The sequence below is a fragment of the Kribbella amoyensis genome, assembly GCF_007828865.1.
Classification (GTDB): domain Bacteria; phylum Actinomycetota; class Actinomycetes; order Propionibacteriales; family Kribbellaceae; genus Kribbella; species Kribbella amoyensis.
Genome location: NZ_VIVK01000001.1, coordinates 1,263,394 through 1,278,529 on the forward strand (window position 1 = coordinate 1,263,394; position 15,136 = coordinate 1,278,529).

At 69.6% G+C, this 15,136-nt stretch carries 13 protein-coding genes; 5 read left to right on the plus strand and 8 right to left on the minus strand.

What is annotated here, in order from left to right:
• Positions 1-7: 7 nt before the first annotated feature.
• Together FB561_RS06110 and FB561_RS06115 are read right to left on the minus strand one after the other, a co-directional pair.
• Positions 8-1,300 (minus strand): adenylosuccinate synthase, encoded by a 1,293-nt coding sequence (locus tag FB561_RS06110; RefSeq protein ID WP_145803924.1) that lies wholly within the window; start codon positions 1,298-1,300, stop codon positions 8-10.
• Between the two features lie 338 nt (positions 1,301-1,638).
• On the minus strand, positions 1,639-2,127 hold the full coding sequence (locus FB561_RS06115) for a VOC family protein (RefSeq protein ID WP_145803925.1): 489 nt from the start codon (positions 2,125-2,127) through the stop codon (positions 1,639-1,641).
• Positions 2,128-2,184: 57 nt separating this feature from the next.
• Here FB561_RS06115 and FB561_RS06120 point away from each other — a divergent pair, with 57 nt between their 5' ends.
• Complete coding sequence (locus FB561_RS06120; protein WP_145803927.1) at positions 2,185-3,003, plus strand: AraC family transcriptional regulator; 819 nt, start codon at positions 2,185-2,187, stop codon at positions 3,001-3,003.
• Here the strand turns inward: FB561_RS06120 and FB561_RS06125 are convergent.
• The 3 genes from FB561_RS06125 to FB561_RS06135 all read right to left on the minus strand — a co-directional run bounded on the left by FB561_RS06125 (position 3,000) and on the right by FB561_RS06135 (position 5,587).
• Positions 3,000-4,217 (minus strand): MFS transporter, encoded by a 1,218-nt coding sequence (locus FB561_RS06125; RefSeq protein WP_145803929.1) that lies wholly within the window; start codon positions 4,215-4,217, stop codon positions 3,000-3,002. The genes FB561_RS06120 and FB561_RS06125 overlap by 4 nt on opposite strands.
• Positions 4,218-4,384: 167 nt before the next feature.
• Positions 4,385-5,128 (minus strand): 2-phosphosulfolactate phosphatase, encoded by a 744-nt coding sequence (locus FB561_RS06130; RefSeq protein WP_145803931.1) that lies wholly within the window; start codon positions 5,126-5,128, stop codon positions 4,385-4,387.
• A gap of 51 nt (positions 5,129-5,179) precedes the next feature.
• Positions 5,180-5,587 (minus strand): DUF3151 domain-containing protein, encoded by a 408-nt coding sequence (locus tag FB561_RS06135; RefSeq protein ID WP_145812793.1) that lies wholly within the window; start codon positions 5,585-5,587, stop codon positions 5,180-5,182.
• A 143-nt stretch (positions 5,588-5,730) separates the two neighbouring features.
• Between FB561_RS06135 and FB561_RS06140 the strand changes: the two genes are divergently transcribed.
• From FB561_RS06140 to FB561_RS06150, 3 genes are all read left to right on the plus strand, one after another.
• Positions 5,731-6,174 carry an HNH endonuclease gene (locus FB561_RS06140; RefSeq protein WP_145803933.1) on the plus strand — a complete coding sequence of 148 codons (444 nt, stop codon included), beginning with the start codon at positions 5,731-5,733 and terminating at the stop codon, positions 6,172-6,174.
• 91 nt (positions 6,175-6,265) lie between these two features.
• The gene (locus FB561_RS06145; protein ID WP_238334671.1) at positions 6,266-7,294 is read left to right on the plus strand and encodes a type IV toxin-antitoxin system AbiEi family antitoxin domain-containing protein; all 1,029 of its coding nucleotides are present in this window, start codon (positions 6,266-6,268) and stop codon (positions 7,292-7,294) included.
• A 252-nt stretch (positions 7,295-7,546) separates the two neighbouring features.
• Positions 7,547-8,584, plus strand: a complete 1,038-nt coding sequence (locus FB561_RS06150) for a hypothetical protein (RefSeq protein ID WP_145803935.1) — start codon at positions 7,547-7,549, stop codon at positions 8,582-8,584.
• 139 nt (positions 8,585-8,723) lie between these two features.
• Here the strand turns inward: FB561_RS06150 and fbaA are convergent, their stop codons facing one another.
• On the minus strand, positions 8,724-9,749 hold the full coding sequence (gene fbaA, locus FB561_RS06155) for a class II fructose-bisphosphate aldolase (RefSeq protein WP_145803937.1): 1,026 nt from the start codon (positions 9,747-9,749) through the stop codon (positions 8,724-8,726).
• 164 nt (positions 9,750-9,913) lie between these two features.
• Positions 9,914-10,636: a GntR family transcriptional regulator gene (locus FB561_RS06160; RefSeq protein WP_145803939.1), complete on the minus strand. Its 723-nt coding sequence runs from the start codon at positions 10,634-10,636 to the stop codon at positions 9,914-9,916.
• Between the two features lie 113 nt (positions 10,637-10,749).
• On the opposite strand from FB561_RS06160, the gene FB561_RS06165 reads away from it, so the two are divergent.
• Entirely contained in the window at positions 10,750-11,796 is a 1,047-nt protein-coding gene (locus FB561_RS06165; RefSeq protein ID WP_238334672.1) for an SIS domain-containing protein, read from the plus strand.
• Between the two features lie 135 nt (positions 11,797-11,931).
• Here the strand turns inward: FB561_RS06165 and FB561_RS06170 are convergent, their stop codons facing one another.
• Positions 11,932-14,865 (minus strand): fibronectin type III domain-containing protein, encoded by a 2,934-nt coding sequence (locus FB561_RS06170; RefSeq protein WP_145803941.1) that lies wholly within the window; start codon positions 14,863-14,865, stop codon positions 11,932-11,934.
• Positions 14,866-15,136: the final 271 nt, after the last annotated feature.

The following is a 15,136-nucleotide window of genomic DNA, read 5'->3' on the forward strand; positions in this document are numbered from 1 at the left end:
GGTTCGGTCAGACGCGGTTGTCGAGGATGACCATCTGGGTGCGCTCGGGGCCGACGCCGACCGCGGAGATGGGGGCGCCGCTGAGGGACTCGACCGCGCGGACGTAGGTCTGGGCGTTCTTCGGCAGGTCGTCGAAGTTGCGGCAGCCGGTGATGTCCTCGTCCCAGCCGTCGAATTCCTCGTACACCGGGACCGCGTGGTGGAACTCGGTCTGGGTCATCGGCATCTCGTCGTGCCGGACGCCGTGCACGTCGTACGCGACGCAGACCGGGATCTTCTCGCGGCCGGTCAGGGTGTCCAGCTTGGTCAGGACGAAGTCGGTGACACCGTTCACGCGGGCCGCGTACCGGGCGATCACCGCGTCGTACCAGCCGCAGCGCCGCGGCCGGCCCGTGGTGGTGCCGAACTCGAAGCCCTGCTGCCGCAGCCACTCACCGTCGGCATCCAGCAGCTCGGTCGGGAACGGGCCCTCGCCGACGCGGGTCGTGTACGCCTTGACGACCGCCATCACCCGGTCGATCCGGGTCGGCGGGATCCCCGACCCGGTACAGGCACCGGCCGAGATCGCGTTCGACGACGTGACGAACGGGTACGTCCCGTGGTCCACGTCGAGCAGGGTCGCCTGGCCCGCCTCCATCAGCACGGTCTTGCCCTGGTCCAGCGCCTGGCCGAGCAGCAGGCTGGTGTCGGCCACCATCGGGCGCAGCCGGTCGGCGTACCCGAGCAGCTCGTCCATCACCTCGTCCAGCTCGACCGCGCGCCGGTTGTACACCTTCACCAGCAGGTGGTTCTTGAGCTCCAGCGCGCCGGTCACCTTGGCGGCGAGGATCTTCTCGTCGTAGAGGTCCTGGACCCGGATACCGATCCGGTTCATCTTGTCCGCGTAGGTCGGGCCGATCCCGCGTCCGGTGGTACCGATCTTCCGGCTGCCGAGGAACCGCTCGGTCACCTTGTCCAGGGTCCGGTTGTACGGCGGGATCAGGTGCGCGTTGGCGCTGATCACCAGCCGGGACGTGTCCACGCCGCGTTCCTGCAGGGCGTCGAGCTCGGTGAACAACACGTTCAGGTCGACCACCACGCCGTTGCCGATCACGGGGGTCACGCCAGGGGTCAGGATTCCGCTCGGCAGCAGGTGCAGCGCGTACTTCTCGCTGCCGATGACCACGGTGTGGCCGGCGTTGTTGCCGCCGTTGAACTTCACCACGTAGTCGATCACGGCCCCGGTGTTGCCGAGCAGATCGGTCGCCTTGCCCTTGCCCTCATCGCCCCACTGGGCGCCGACGAGCACGATTGCGGGCATCTCAGCCCTCCTCTTCACGCGTCGGCTGACGGCACCCTCGCCGTGGACAGCCGGCCGCTGGAAACGGTGAAGCCCGGACACGTTCACCGGACATTCATCCGGCGGCGCGGTCCAGGCTCTTGCGACCAAAGCCTACCGGACCTGCGTATTACCACGTCCAGAGCCGTCCGTGCGGGCAACACGTGACAGCGCGCGCGCAATTCATGACACCGGGTTGCTATTTCCCGTGATCGCGTGCACACTCTTAGTCAGCGGCCCGCCGAAACTGCCGCAGGGGACGGTTCCGGCGGGCCGCTTCCTCGTTCCCGCGGCCGTTTCGTTTCAGTTGGCGTGATCGGTCAGGCGTCCAGGCCTTCCGGGTTCGACGCCAGCCACTCCTTCACCCGGCGGTCCGCCTCCTCGGCCGACACGTCCTCCACCTTCGTCAGGATCGCCCAGCGGTGCCCGAACGGGTCGATCACCGTGCCGTACCGGTCGCCGGTCATGAAGGTCTGCACCTGCTCGACCGGCGTCGCGCCCGCCTCGATCGCGGCCGCGAACGTCTTGTCCACGTCCGGCACGTAGTGCACCAGCGACGAGTGCACCCACTCGCCGTTCGGCGCCCGCAGCCCGATCTGCGGCATCTGGTCGCTGAGCTGCAGCATCGAGTTCCCGAACTTCAGCTCCGCCTGGCCGACCCGCCCGTCCGGCAGGTCCTGCCGGCTGATCACCTCGGCCCCGAACACCCGCTGGTAGAACTCGATCGCCTTCGGGCCGTCCGCCACGGCCAGGTACGGGGTGAGCGAGTGATAACCGTCGGGGACAGGGTTTACCGTGTTCGTCGTCATACCCCGCAGTCTTCGCGACCGCGGGCCTCGGGGTCTTGGAAGAAAGCGACAGCCACGGTGACGCAACCGCCCGACAGCGAGAAGGGCATCCTGCACCCGCAGGAGCAGGCCCGGCACCGCAGCCTGAGCAGGCTCGCGCCCGGCCCGGAGGTGGGCCGCTTCGTCGAGTGGTACTGGATCGTCGAGTGGGACCTGGCCACGCCGTACACCGCCGAGGTGCTGCCGTACCCGAGCGTGAACGTGACCTTCGAGCAGCCGGGCGGCGCGTTCGTGAACGGGGTGTGCACGCGGAAGTTCGAGCGGGAGCTGGCCGGTCGCGGACGCGCCTTCGGGGTGAAGTTCTGGGCCGGCGGATTCGGTGCGGTGACCGGGCGGGACGTGGCGACGTTCCGGGACCAGGTGCTGCCGCTGGCCGAGGTGTTCCCGGCCGCGGACCGGCTGACCGATCTGATGTTCGCCGCGGAGTCCGACGAGCGCCGCCGCGCCGTCTTCGAGGCGTACCTGACCGACCATCTGGTCCCGGTCGACGCGCAGTACGAGCTGGTCCGGGAGATCGTCGCGGCGATGTCGGACGACCGCTCGGTGACCCGGGTCGACCAGATCACCGAGCGCTTCGGCGTCCCGATCCGCACCCTGCAACGGCTGTTCCGGCGCTACGTCGGCGTCGGCCCGAAGTGGGTGCTGCGCCGGTACCGCCTGCACGACGGCGCCGAACTGCTCGCCCGCGGCCGCGCCGCCGAACTGTCCGACCTGGCCGTTGCCCTCGGCTACTTCGACCAGGCCCACTTCACCCGCGAGTTCAAGGACCAGATCGGCCTCACTCCCACCGAATACGCCACCCGAACCCAAGCCGAACGCCAGATCACCTACCGCTAGGCGACCGCTCGCACCCTGGTACTGCGGACCACGATGGCCATGGTGGTTGCGACCAGGGTGGCCAGGAGGGCGAGGGCGAAGCCGTATTGGGCTGCGTGGGTGTCCACTACTCGGCCGGCGAATGCTGCGCCTAGAGCGATGCCGGCTGCGCTGCCTGAGTTGAGCCAGGTGAAGGCTTGGGTGAGGACGGCGGGCTCCACCTCGGATTCGGCCAGTAGTGCGGACAACACCTGGAACGGTGCGAGGGCGAGGCCGGGGAGGGCTAGTGCGAGGCCCAGTGCCCACGGGGATTCCACGAGGAGCAACGGGACTGTGGTGATCGCGAGTGCGGTCAGTACCAGGACGAACTGGGTCGGGGCCGGGAGCCGCCAACGCCTTGCTCCGTAGACGAATCCGGCGAAGAGGCTGACCAGGCTGGTGATCGCGTACAGGGGTCCGGCGAGGGACGGTGAGCCACGGTCGACGGCGTACGCGGTGACCGAGACCTGCATGGTGCCGAAGAACAGACCGATGCCGAGGTTCGTCGCGACCAGGGCGAGGAATCCCTTGTGCAGAAGGCGTGCCGAGCTCTGCTGCTGACCACGCTCGATCGGTGGAGGTGCTGTTCGGCGTTGCAGGGCAAGGGAGAAGCCGCCGAGGAGGACGAGTGCGGTGGCGAGGACTGTGCCGGCTACCGGACTACCGAGCGAGCTGACGGTACCGATGAGGGCGGGGCCGACCATGAAGGCGACACCGGTACTCAGGGACTCCAACGCGAACGCCGTGGAGAGCAACGGGTTCCCGCGGAGCGCGAGGGACCAGCGGGCCGCGGTCTGGGCGCCGATCTGTGGGAGCGAGCCGCCTGCGAGAACTCCCGCGGCGACGAGCGACCACAACGGTCTGTCGCTGACCGTCAGTCCGATCAGGAGCGCGACCGACAACGCATGTGCGAGCAGGGTGATCGGCAGCATCCTGGTCTGCCCGAATCGGTCGATCAGGCGCGCTACTTGCGGACCGGCGAGCGCTTCGGCGACCGCGAAGCCACCCGTCACGCTGCCGGCCGCGGCGTACGAGCCGGTCGATCCGTGCACGAGCCAGACGATGCCGAGGCCCGTCATCGCGATCCCGATACGAGCTGGTGCTGCCGCCAGGTAGAACTTCCACGCTCCCGGAGTGCGGAGAACGGCGTGATAGCCGGTACGGGGCGTGCGGATCCGTCCGGTGAGAGCCGGCACGGTGAACCTTCCGCTGCCCGGCGGGGCGGTGATCTGACCGTGGGCGTCCAGCTCGTTCGGTCCGTCGATGCCGCCTACAACCGTCCATGTTCGGCAGGAAGCGGGGACGCACGCCACCTACCGGTTATGTCACCGGGCAGAACCTCTAGAGGTGTCTGGTGATGCGGTCAGTCTACTGCGAACACGCCGTCCCGCAGCACCGGCACCGACGTACTGCGGTCCACCTCCGCCGCGATCTCCACGTCCTGCGCGAACCCGTACTCCGTCAACTCGCGCCCACTCGCGCAGTCACGCAACAGCCGCGGCAGCTCGTCAGCGACCTCCCGGTACGCCGCGATGGCCGCTCGCGCTTCCGGTGAGATCGGGCCGACGCCACGGTCACTCAGCGCGGCCAGGAATCCGCCGGCACCCCACATATCCTCCACGGCCGGGCGTAGTGACCCGTCCTTCCACCGTTCACCTGCCGCGATCGCGACGACGGTACGGTCCGGGTCGTTCGCCAGCTCGGCCTGGACCCAGTCGGCAGCGGCCTGCCGGTTGCGGAGCGACACGGCCAGTACCGTGGCGCCGCTGTCGCCGAGCTGCTGGGAGATCGTCGAACCGTTGGGCGACGGGAGTACCAGACGCTCGACCCCTTCGGCCGCGCGGATCGTCACCGGCGACAAGGTGATCCCTGGTTGCGAGCGGCCGGCGGCCAGGACCGCGTTCTGCTGCTCGGCGAACGTCACCGCGGACTCGTCACGCCAGCGGTAAGGCAGCACGTCGATGCCCTCGTCCGCGGCGACGGTGACCGTGGTGGTGAACGAGAGCACGTCCACGACCGCGACCAAGTTGCCCGGCACGGCCAGGGCGCCGGTCGGGCCCCAGTCGAAGCCGAGGCGGTATGCGGACTGCGCGTAGGGGCTGGTCACCGGCCGATCATTCCCGCCGGGGACCAGCCCCCACAACCACGTTTCGCTCGGTCAGGCGAGGGCGTCGGCCCCGGTCGGCGAGGAGTCGCGCAGGAACGTGAGGCAGCGTTCCGCCTCGTCCTTCTCCTCGATGATCGCCGCGGCCTTGCCCAGGGCAGCGAGGCAGCGCAGGAAGCCGCGGTTCGGCTCGTGCTCCCACGGGACCGGGCCGTGACCCTTCCAGCCGTTGCGGCGAAGCAGGTCGAGGCCGCGGTGGTACCCGGTCCGGGCGAACGCGTACGCCTCGATCGTGCGGCCGTCCGCCAGGGCCGCCTCGGCCAGTTCGGCCCAGGCCAGCGACGAGGCCGGATACTTCGCCGCGGCGTCGGCCGGGGTGGTACCGGCGGCGAGTTCCGCAGCCGCCGGGTCCACAGGGAGTAGTGTCTCGGGTGGACCGCTCAGCAGATTGTTCAATTCCATAAGCACATCTTCGCCGATCACGCAGCCGAACCGGCACGTGACCGTCTGGCGAAATCCGTTGACCGTTCACCGACCGGCCACGGATGCTTGAGACCCTGCGATAGCCGCCGTGGTTCCCAGCTACGGCCGGAAGGAGGCACCGGATGAGCGTCATCGTTCTGAACGCGTCGTACGAACCGCTGCACACCGTCTCGATCCAGCACGCCATCCGGATGCTGGTCCGGGAGGTCGCGGTCGTCGAAGAGGCGCACGGCGAACGGACCATCGGGCCCTTTCCGGTTCCACGGGTGCTCCGCCTCGTCCGCTACGTGGTGACCCACTGGCGGTACGCGGCCGGCCGGATGAAGTACAGCAAGCACGGCGTCCTCCGGCGGGACAGGTTCCGCTGTGCGTACTGCGGCCTGGAGAACGCCGACACGATGGACCACGTCCAACCCAGGTCCAGAGGCGGCCGCACCGAATGGCTGAACGCGGTCGCCGCCCACGCCGCCTGCAACGAGCGGAAGGGCAACCGGACCCCGGGCGAGGCCGACATGCCCCTCCTCTGGCAACCCTGGATCCCCACTCGGGCCGAGCTCGTCATCTGACATGACGGGCATTTTTTATGCCCTTTTCCACCTGTCCACAGGTTCCGGAGAGACCGGCTCGCGGGTGGGCTGATCGCGGCATCTTCTGAGTGTGAACCCACAACTCAGCGTGATGACCACGATCCGCGGCGGCGTCTTCACCCGGGCCGACGCCCGCGCCTGCGGCTATCCCGATCCCGACATCGACACCCTGCTGGAGTCCGGCGGCTGGCGCCGGATCCGGCCGGGCACGTACGCCCCGTACCGCGACTTCGCCGTCGTCGGCGAGCACATGCAGCACCTGCGCCGGACGTACCGGGTGCTCCGGGACGGAGACCGCGGCCAGGTCGCGAGTCACCAGTCGGCGGCGGCCCTGCATGCCCTGCCGGTGTGGGGCCTCGACCTGGCCGACGTCCAAGTCACCGCCCGGACGCCGGCACCGATGAGTCCGGGTGTGTGCCGTCATGTCCGCGATCCACTCGGCCCGGGCGTCCAGGTGTGGAACAACCTGCGCCTGACGTCGGCTCCGCGCGCTGTCGCCGAAGTCGCCGCGACCTCGCCGTTCGAGGCCGCGGTCGCGGTGGCCGAGGCCGCACTCGCCGCCGGACTGGCGACCCCGGGCACGCTGCGTAAGGCCGCCGCCGAGCTGGTGGCCGGAGCCGATCAGGCGAATCTCGTCGCCAGCCGCGCCCAGCCGAAGTCGGCGTCGGTGGCCGAGTCCCGCCTGCGCCTGATCCTCGCCGAAGCCGGGCTGCCGTTGCCGTCGTCATCCTCACCACCGGCCGACGAGCTCGACCTCAGCGGGTGCACACTCTGGTTCCCCGACGAGCGAACCGTGGTGGAGTTCGAGCCCCGCTACCCCTACTGGTGCGAAGTGGACGCCGATGCTGTCGAGGAAGCCGCGGCCCGGTTCTTCGACGCCGGGGAGTCGGCTGAGTCCGGGGACCCGGCACCTCTTGAGTACTGCTGGATCTCGTGGGCCGACCTCGACAACCCACAGCTCGTCGTCCATCGCGTCCAGGCGACCTTCTCCCGGGCGATGCGGCGGACCGGAGTTCGCGCGTTCGACCCGAACCGGCCGCGGCGCAGACGGCGGCGCCCGGAGATCACGCTGCTGCCGGCCCACGACCTCAGCAGCTGATCCGGCCTGGCCGTGGCCGGTGTGGCCGGCGTGGTTGCCGAGTCGGCCAGGGTGCGGTCACTCGGTGGGGGCAGACGGTTCCACCGTGCGAGGGATCTGTGGCAGGTGTACGGCGGGCGACGGTAGTGACGTGACCGGGCAACCACCCTGGTCGAGGTCCCGGCGAACGCCTGGACGAAGGACGATCAGCGGCCGGACCACGGCCGCCTGTGAGAGGAGACGACGTTGCGGACCAGGCTTCGAACGCGAAGGATGCGCGCCCTGGCTGTCGCCGTGGTGGCCCTGACCACCGCTGCTGTGCTGCCCGGGAGCCCAGCCCAGGCGGCCGACCCCGACGTGATGCGCGTGACCGGCAAGGGTGGCGGCATCCTGGGCAGCGAGTTCGGTGAGTACGCCGGCGACCCGGTCAGCTTCGAGCTCGACGCCTCGGCCGCCAACCCGCTCGAGCCGACCGGCACCTTCCACGTCGTCCACCGCAAACCCGACGGGGGGTTGCGCGCGGAGTTCAGCGGCCGGGCGACCAGCGTGGCCGCCGTGGACGAGGTCGGCATCGTGACCGGCGTGATCGAGCAGGCCGCCCACCCAGGGCTCCCCGTCGAGTTCGTCGGCAAGCAGGTCAGCTTCACCGTGTACGACGGCGGCCCACAGCACGGCAAGTCCGGGAAGAGCGGCGGCGCCGGCCGGACCGGCAAGTCCGGGAAGGCTCGGCAGGATCGCCTCGGGTGGGTGTGGGGCTTCTTCGGCGCCCCGGTCAGCCGGCTCCAGGGCACCGCGCCGCACTTCCCGCTCTCCTGGGGCGACCTGACGGTGCAGGGAAGCGCTGGACCGGAGGCAGCCGAAACGGCCCAACAACAGGTGGCGATCAAGTCGGGCAGTACCGGGACCAGCGTCCTGGCCTTGCTCGGCGGCAAGAGCGACTCCCCCGCCTTCAAGGACGATCCGCTGCGGTTCTCCGTGGCCGCTCGGATCGCGCCCGGTGACAACGCGCTGCAGGTGCGCGGCCGGTTTCACGTCACCCATCTGAAGCCGGACGGGCAGGTGGTCGCCGATTTCACCGGCAAGATCACCTGTCTCGCGGTCGGCGGGCCCGTCGGTGTCGCGACCGGGGTGGTGACGAGTTCGGTCGCTCCGGAGCTGGTCGGCAAGCCGGTCTCGTTCTCGTTCAAGGACGGCCGGGTCGACCGGATCGGCTGGATCTGGGGCTTCGCCGACGAGCCCATCAACGACTGCCAGGCCACCGTCCCGTTCTTCGCGCCCGACTGGGGCAAGGTGATCGTCGGAGCCAAGTGATCGTCGGGACAGGTGATCGTCGGGACAGGCGATCGTCCGGGCAAGGCGACAGTCGGCTGACGAGAACGAGAAGGACCCGCCGCGATCACCGCGGCGGGCCCATCCGTTGGTACGTACCTGACTCCGCAGGCGGGGTGGGTCAGGCGTTCAGGCTGGTGCCGGTGCTGCGCAGGCTCTCGCAGGCTTCGGCGACGCGCTCGGCCATGCCGGCCTCGGCCAGCTTGCCCCAGGCGCGCGGGTCGTAGGCCTTCTTGTTGCCGACCTCGCCGTCGACCTTCAGCACACCGTCGTAGTTGCTGAACATGTGCGCGGCGGCCGGCCGGGTGAAGGCGTACTGGGTGTCGGTGTCGACGTTCATCTTGATCACACCGTGGTCGACCGCGGCCCGGATCTCCTCCAGGGTCGAGCCGGAACCACCGTGGAAGACCAGGTCGAACGGGCGCTCCTTGCCGATCTTGGCGCCGACCTGGTCCTGGATCTCCTTGAGGATCTCCGGACGCAGCTTGACCGCACCCGGCTTGTAGACGCCGTGCACGTTGCCGAAGGTGAGCGCGGTCAGGTAGCGGCCGTTCTCCCCGGCACCGAGCGCCTCGACCGTGGCCAGGCCGTCCTCGACGGTGGTGTAGAGCTTGTCGTTGATCTCGTTGGCGACACCGTCCTCCTCGCCGCCGACGACCCCGACCTCGATCTCCAGCACGATCTTGGCGGCCGCCGCCTTGGCGAGCAGGTCCTTGGCGATCTCCAGGTTCTCCTCCAGCGGCACTGCGGAACCGTCCCACATGTGCGACTGGAACAGCGGGTTCTCGCCCCGGGCGACACGCTCGGCGGAGATCTCCAGCAGCGGCCGGACGAAGCCGTCCAGCTTGTCCTTCGGGCAGTGGTCGGTGTGCAGCGCGATGTTCACGCCGAAGCCCTTGGCGACCTCGTGCGCGTAGGCGGCCAGCGCGACCGACCCGGTGATCATGTTCTTCACGGTCGAGCCGGACAGGTACTCGGCACCGCCGGTGGAGACCTGGACGATGCCGTCCGAGCCGGCCTCGGCGAAACCACGGATCGCGGCGATCAGCGTCTGGGAGGAGCTGACGTTGATGGCCGGGTAGGCGAAGCGGTTCTGCTTGGCCTTGTCCAGCATCTCGGCGTAGACCTCAGGGGTGGCAATAGGCATGTCTCGCGGTACTCCTCACAACGAAGTTCGTGTGGTTCTGGCTTCAGTATCACCGCAACGCACCTCGTCGTACGTAGCGGCCTGCCTGCTGGACCGGCTCGGAGCCGGCGTCCGGCGAGGCAGGAGAACAGACCAGTTGATGAACAGGACCGGTCCAGTTCGGGTCAGGTGGACGAACCGGTGCGCGGCCCCCGCGGGGTGAGGGCCATGTGCAGCCGGTACCGATCGGCCCGGTAGGCCGACCAGGACAGCTCGACGACCTTGCGGCCGGCGAAGGTGGTGCGCTCGAGGACCAGCAGGGGTGCCCGCCGGGCCACCCCGAGCACGCGGGCGACATGTCCGTCGGCGTTGTCCGCCCGGACCGTCTGCTCGCCGGAGGTGACGACCACGTCGTACTCGCTGGCGAACACGTCGTACAGGGTGCCGAGCTCGCGGCCGAGCAGGCCGGGGAAGAGCGCGGACGGGTAGTAGCCGACCTCGTAGGCCATCGGGGAGGCGTCCGCGGTACGCAGCCGCTCGACCCGGATCACCTTCGTGCCCTTCGCGACCCGGAGTCCCTTGGCGGTCTCGTCGGAGGCCTCGATCTCGGTGGCCGACAGCACGACGGTGCCCGGCTCCAGGCCCCGGGCCCGCATCTCCCGGGAGAACGAGGTGAGGTGCAACTGGGAGTCGACCTGCGGGCCGGTGACGAAGGTGCCCTTGCCGTGCACGCGTTCCAGCGCACCGGACTCGACCAGGTCGCTGATCGCCTGCCGGACGGTCACCCGGGACACGTTCAGCTTGTCCACCAGTGCCCGCTCGGACGGGATCGGATCACCCGGGTGCAGTTCGACGTCGATCAGCCGTTCCAGCACGGACCGGACCTGCGCCCGCTTCGTCGCAACCATCGGAACCTGCTCCTCCAGACCGGGCGGGGCCGCCGGGGGTGTCCCGGGGCGCCACTCACTGCTATCGTGCGCAGCATACCTGTTAAGACCAGATAGGACCAGTGATCCCAGTGGTGTCTGTCCCCGCTCCGGCCACCCAGATGGCGCGCGAGATCGCCGAGCAGCCGGCCGCCCTGGCGGCGACCTTCGAGCACGTCCTGCCGCTGCGGCACGACATCACCCGGCTGGCGGCGGGCCGCCGGCACATCATCTTCGTGGCCCGCGGATCGTCGGACAACGCCGGCGTCTACGGCCGCTACCTGACCGAGATCCACGCCGGCCGGCAGGCATCGCTGGCGGCCCCGTCGGTCGCCACCCTGTACGGCGCGAACCTCGACCTGTCGAACTCGCTGGTCGTCGCGGTCAGCCAGTCCGGCGCGACCCAGGAGATCGTCGACACCGCCGAGTGGGCCAAGCGCAACGGCGCCGCGATCGTCGGCATCACCAACGACGGCGACAGCCCGCTGGCCTCGACCGCCGACGTGGCCCTGATCACCCAGGCGGGCAAGGAGCTGGCCGTCCCCGCCACCAAGACGTACACCACGCAGCTGGCCGCGATCACCGTCACGGTCGACGCGCTGGCGCAGCGGCCGGGCACGCTGGACGCCGACATCGCCCGGGTACCGGATGCGGCGGCGAAGATGCTGGAAGGTTCCGTCGACGCGGCCGCCGAGCTGCTCGCCGGGGCCCACGACGTCCTGGCGAGCGGGCGCGGGCTCACCTTCGGGACCACGCTCGAGGTCGCGCTGAAGCTGGAGGAGACCTGCCTGCAGCCGGTCCGCGGCCTGTCGTACGCCGATCTGAAGCACGGGCCGATCGCGGTCGTCGACGCCGACCTGGTCACCATCCTGGTCGCCGCCGCCGACGGGCCGGCGCTGCCCGGGATGACCGAGCTGGCCTCCGTCGTGCGGGAGAAGGGCAGCAAGATCCTCGGGATCGGCGGCGACGCGACGTTCGCCTCGCGCTGCGACGTGAACCTGGCCGGCCCGGACCTGCCCGAGACGCTCGCCCCGCTGGCCCTGGTGATCCCGGCTCAGCGCGCGATCGAGGCACTCGCCCGCAAGCTCGGCCTCGACCCCGACGCTCCCCGCGGCCTCCGCAAGGTCACCCAGACCGACTGACCCAGGACTCGGTCAGCAAGTCTCAGCAAGCAGCTGCCGCTCCCGGCACGGCACCGGGAGCGGCAGCTGTTTTCCCCAACCGGACGGATCAGGCGCCAGCAGGATCAGTCGACGGAACGGGGTACCGAGTGAGACTCACGACGGCACCACCTGGTTCGACTGCGCGGAGAAGTTGCTGGTCCCCTGCGCGTTCACCGCGGCCACCGAGAACCGGTGCGGCCGCCCGGCGATCAGGGCCGTGTTGACCACGCTCGACGCGCTCCCCGACACCGTCTTGGTGTTGATCAGCACCCCGGACCGGTACGTCCGGACCAGGTAGCTCGTGATCGGCGAGCCACCGTTGTTCGTCGGCGCGGACCAGCGGATCGTCGCCGCCGCCCGGCCCGCGGTCGCCGTCCCGATCGCCGGGGCGTACGAGACCCCCTTCGGCGTCACCGTGTTCGACAGCGCCGAGAACGCCCCCGTCCCCGTCGCGTTCACCGCGGCCACCGAGAACCGATGCGGCTGACCGTTGATGAGTCCCGTCATCACCAGACTGCGCGCACTCGCCGAGGCGGACAGCGTGTTGATCAGCGTCCCGGACCGGTAGACCCGGACGCGGTACCCGGTGATCGCCGAGCCACCGGTGTTCGACGGCGCCGCCCAGTACGCCGTCGCGGTCGCGTTCCCCGCGGTCGGCGTACCGATCGGCGGTGCCCCCGGTACCGTCCCTGCCGCGGCGGGAGTCACGGTGCTCGACATCGCCGAGTACGCGCTGGTCCCGGCCGAGTTGACCGCCGCCACCGAGAACTGGTGCGGCTGACCGTTGATGAGTCCCGTCATCGCCAGACTGCGCGCACTCGCCGCAGCGGACAGCGTGTTGATCAGCGCCCCGGCACGGTAGACGCGCACCCGGTACCCGGTGATCGCCGAGCCGCCCGTGTTCGCCGGCGCCGCCCAGGTGGCCGTGGCGGTAGCGTTCCCGGCGGTCGGCGTACCGATCGTCGGCGCGCCCGGCACGGTCACCGGCGACGGGTACCCGGCCCCCGCCGGCAGCCGATACCGCTGGGTCTGCTGACCCGTGAACGCCACCTGGCTCGACCGCTCACCGCTGTACGCCTCGCCGAACGCGGGTCCCGTCGCACCCGACGAGGTCAGCGTCAGCGTGCCGTTCGGCATCGTCACCGGCACCGTGATCGCGCTGCCGGACGTGTTCTGCACGGTCACGGTGTCCCCGATCGCGTACGCCGTGACGTTGTTGCGCGCCGTCTTCCACAGAGCGGCCTGCCGCAGGATCGTGCCGCTCTCCTTTAGCGTCGGGTGCAACAGGTCCGTGTTCGCGGCGAACGCGGTGGCGTACTTGGCCAGGATGCCGTTCAGCACCGGGTAGAGGATCCGGTCCTCGGTCAGGTTCGACTGGTGCGCGTAGTGCGGGCGCGGGTCGTTGCCGAGCAGGTGCCGGGTCGCGTTCTGGACCTCGATCGGCACGATGTACGAGTCGAACCCGGTGGTCAGGCTGAGCGGCGGGATGCAGGTCGAGGTCTGCGGGTTGTCCTCGCAGATCCCGCTGCCGCCGTCGGCCCGGGAGTTGTAGATCCAGTTGTACTCGTCGACCTCCTCGGCCTTGGTGGCGACGTTGTAGAAGATGTTCATCGGGTACCGCGGCACGGTCAGCGCCGGCCCGATCGCCCGCTGCTCCGCCTCCCGGGACGCGTCCGAGGCGATCCAGCGGATCCCGGTGTCCTGCAAGGCGCCGGCCAGGTTCGGGTTGTCCACGGTCATCTGCGGCAGCGACTTCAGGCCGGAGTGCTCACCGGTGACGAGTTCGGTCCGGTCGATCGTGACCGCGTTGGACGTCGCCCAGGTCTGGTTCTTGCCGATCTCCCCGTTGATCAGCGCGCGCGACTCGTACTGGATCGCGCCGCCCGAGGTCTTGCAGGTCCACGGGATCACGGTGAAGTTCTGCTGGCAGCCCAGGTACAGGTGCGACCAGGTGTGGTTGAGCCAGCGGAGCGAGGACTTGTTCGCCAGCAACGAGGTGGTCAGCGCGTCGTTGGCCACCGCGCCTTCCGCGTTGAACGCCATGTCCAGTGGCATCCCGTTCGTGGTCTGCCAGGCCTTCAGCGTGGTCACGTCGGCCGGGACCATCCGGATCGGCTCGTTCATCGGCGTCCCCGGCGGGCAGACGTCACCCGGCGTACAGTTCGCCGTCGTGCTCCAGCGCAGGTCCTCGACGAACACGTCGTCCACCTGGACCGCGAAGTAGTTCCGGTTGTAGCCGAGGTGCATGCCGCGGGTCATCCAGGAAACGATGCCGGGGGCAAGCAACTGGAACTGCTGCTGGTACTGGTTGTAGGTGAAGGTGATGACGAGTTCCTCACGGCCCTCATGGGTGTAAACGCCGACCAGCGAGCCCTGCTCGGTGACACCGGTCATCGGCGCCGAGACGAGGATCCGGAACGACGACTTGGCCACCGGGTCGTCGGGCAGCGGCCGGGCCACGAACCCGTCGCTCTCCAGCACCGCGGTGTCGATGTCCTCGAACCCGACCGGGCCCTTCAGGTACCGGAAGGCGTCCGCGCGGCCGGCCGTGGTCGCGGTCGCGGTGATGCCGTCCAGCTTGCCGATGTACCCCGGGTTGGCCGCGTAGTTGAGGCCGACGCCCGGGTGCGCCCACGTCGAGGCGTCGACCTGGCGGATCCCGAACGCGGCCTCGAACGTGTGCAGGGCGGTCAGTTCGGCCGCGGTCAGTTGCCCCGGCGCCTCGTTCGGCAGCACGACGGCCTGGAACTTGGCCCGCGGCACCGAGGCCACCGTGTCGGACAGATAAGCGGCGTTGATCGTCGGCCGGGTGCCGCTGCGCAGGTCGACCAGGGTGTACGGCACCCCCTCGGCGTCGAGCTCGGTGGCGATCGCGCCGACCCACTCGCTGCCGTCGGTCACGACCAGTACGCGGAGGTCGATCCGCGGTTCGCCGGCGGCGGCCGCCGGTGCCGAGGCCGCCACCAGGAACGCGGTCAGCAGCGTCAGAACCGCGACGACCGCGGTCAAAGGTCTGCGGAAGGCGGAAGGCAAAAACTGCCGGGTCATCGTCATATCCCCCACGGTCGACGGCACGTGAGGGTCCATCCTCACGCGAGCCGACCGGCTCCGGATCCGACCGCTGGATGAGGGCCCCTAGTGCATCTGCACAATGTGCGGAACAGCCTTGGACCTGGCCGTCTGCATTACGAAACCGCGCGGTGGCACAAATGCGGCGACGCCCGAGGTTCGCCGAATGGTCAATTCCGGTGAGCCTTCAAGTAATTGACAGCCGCAATCAGGTCCACCTACCTTTCATGCAGGGACGGGTGCACGCAAG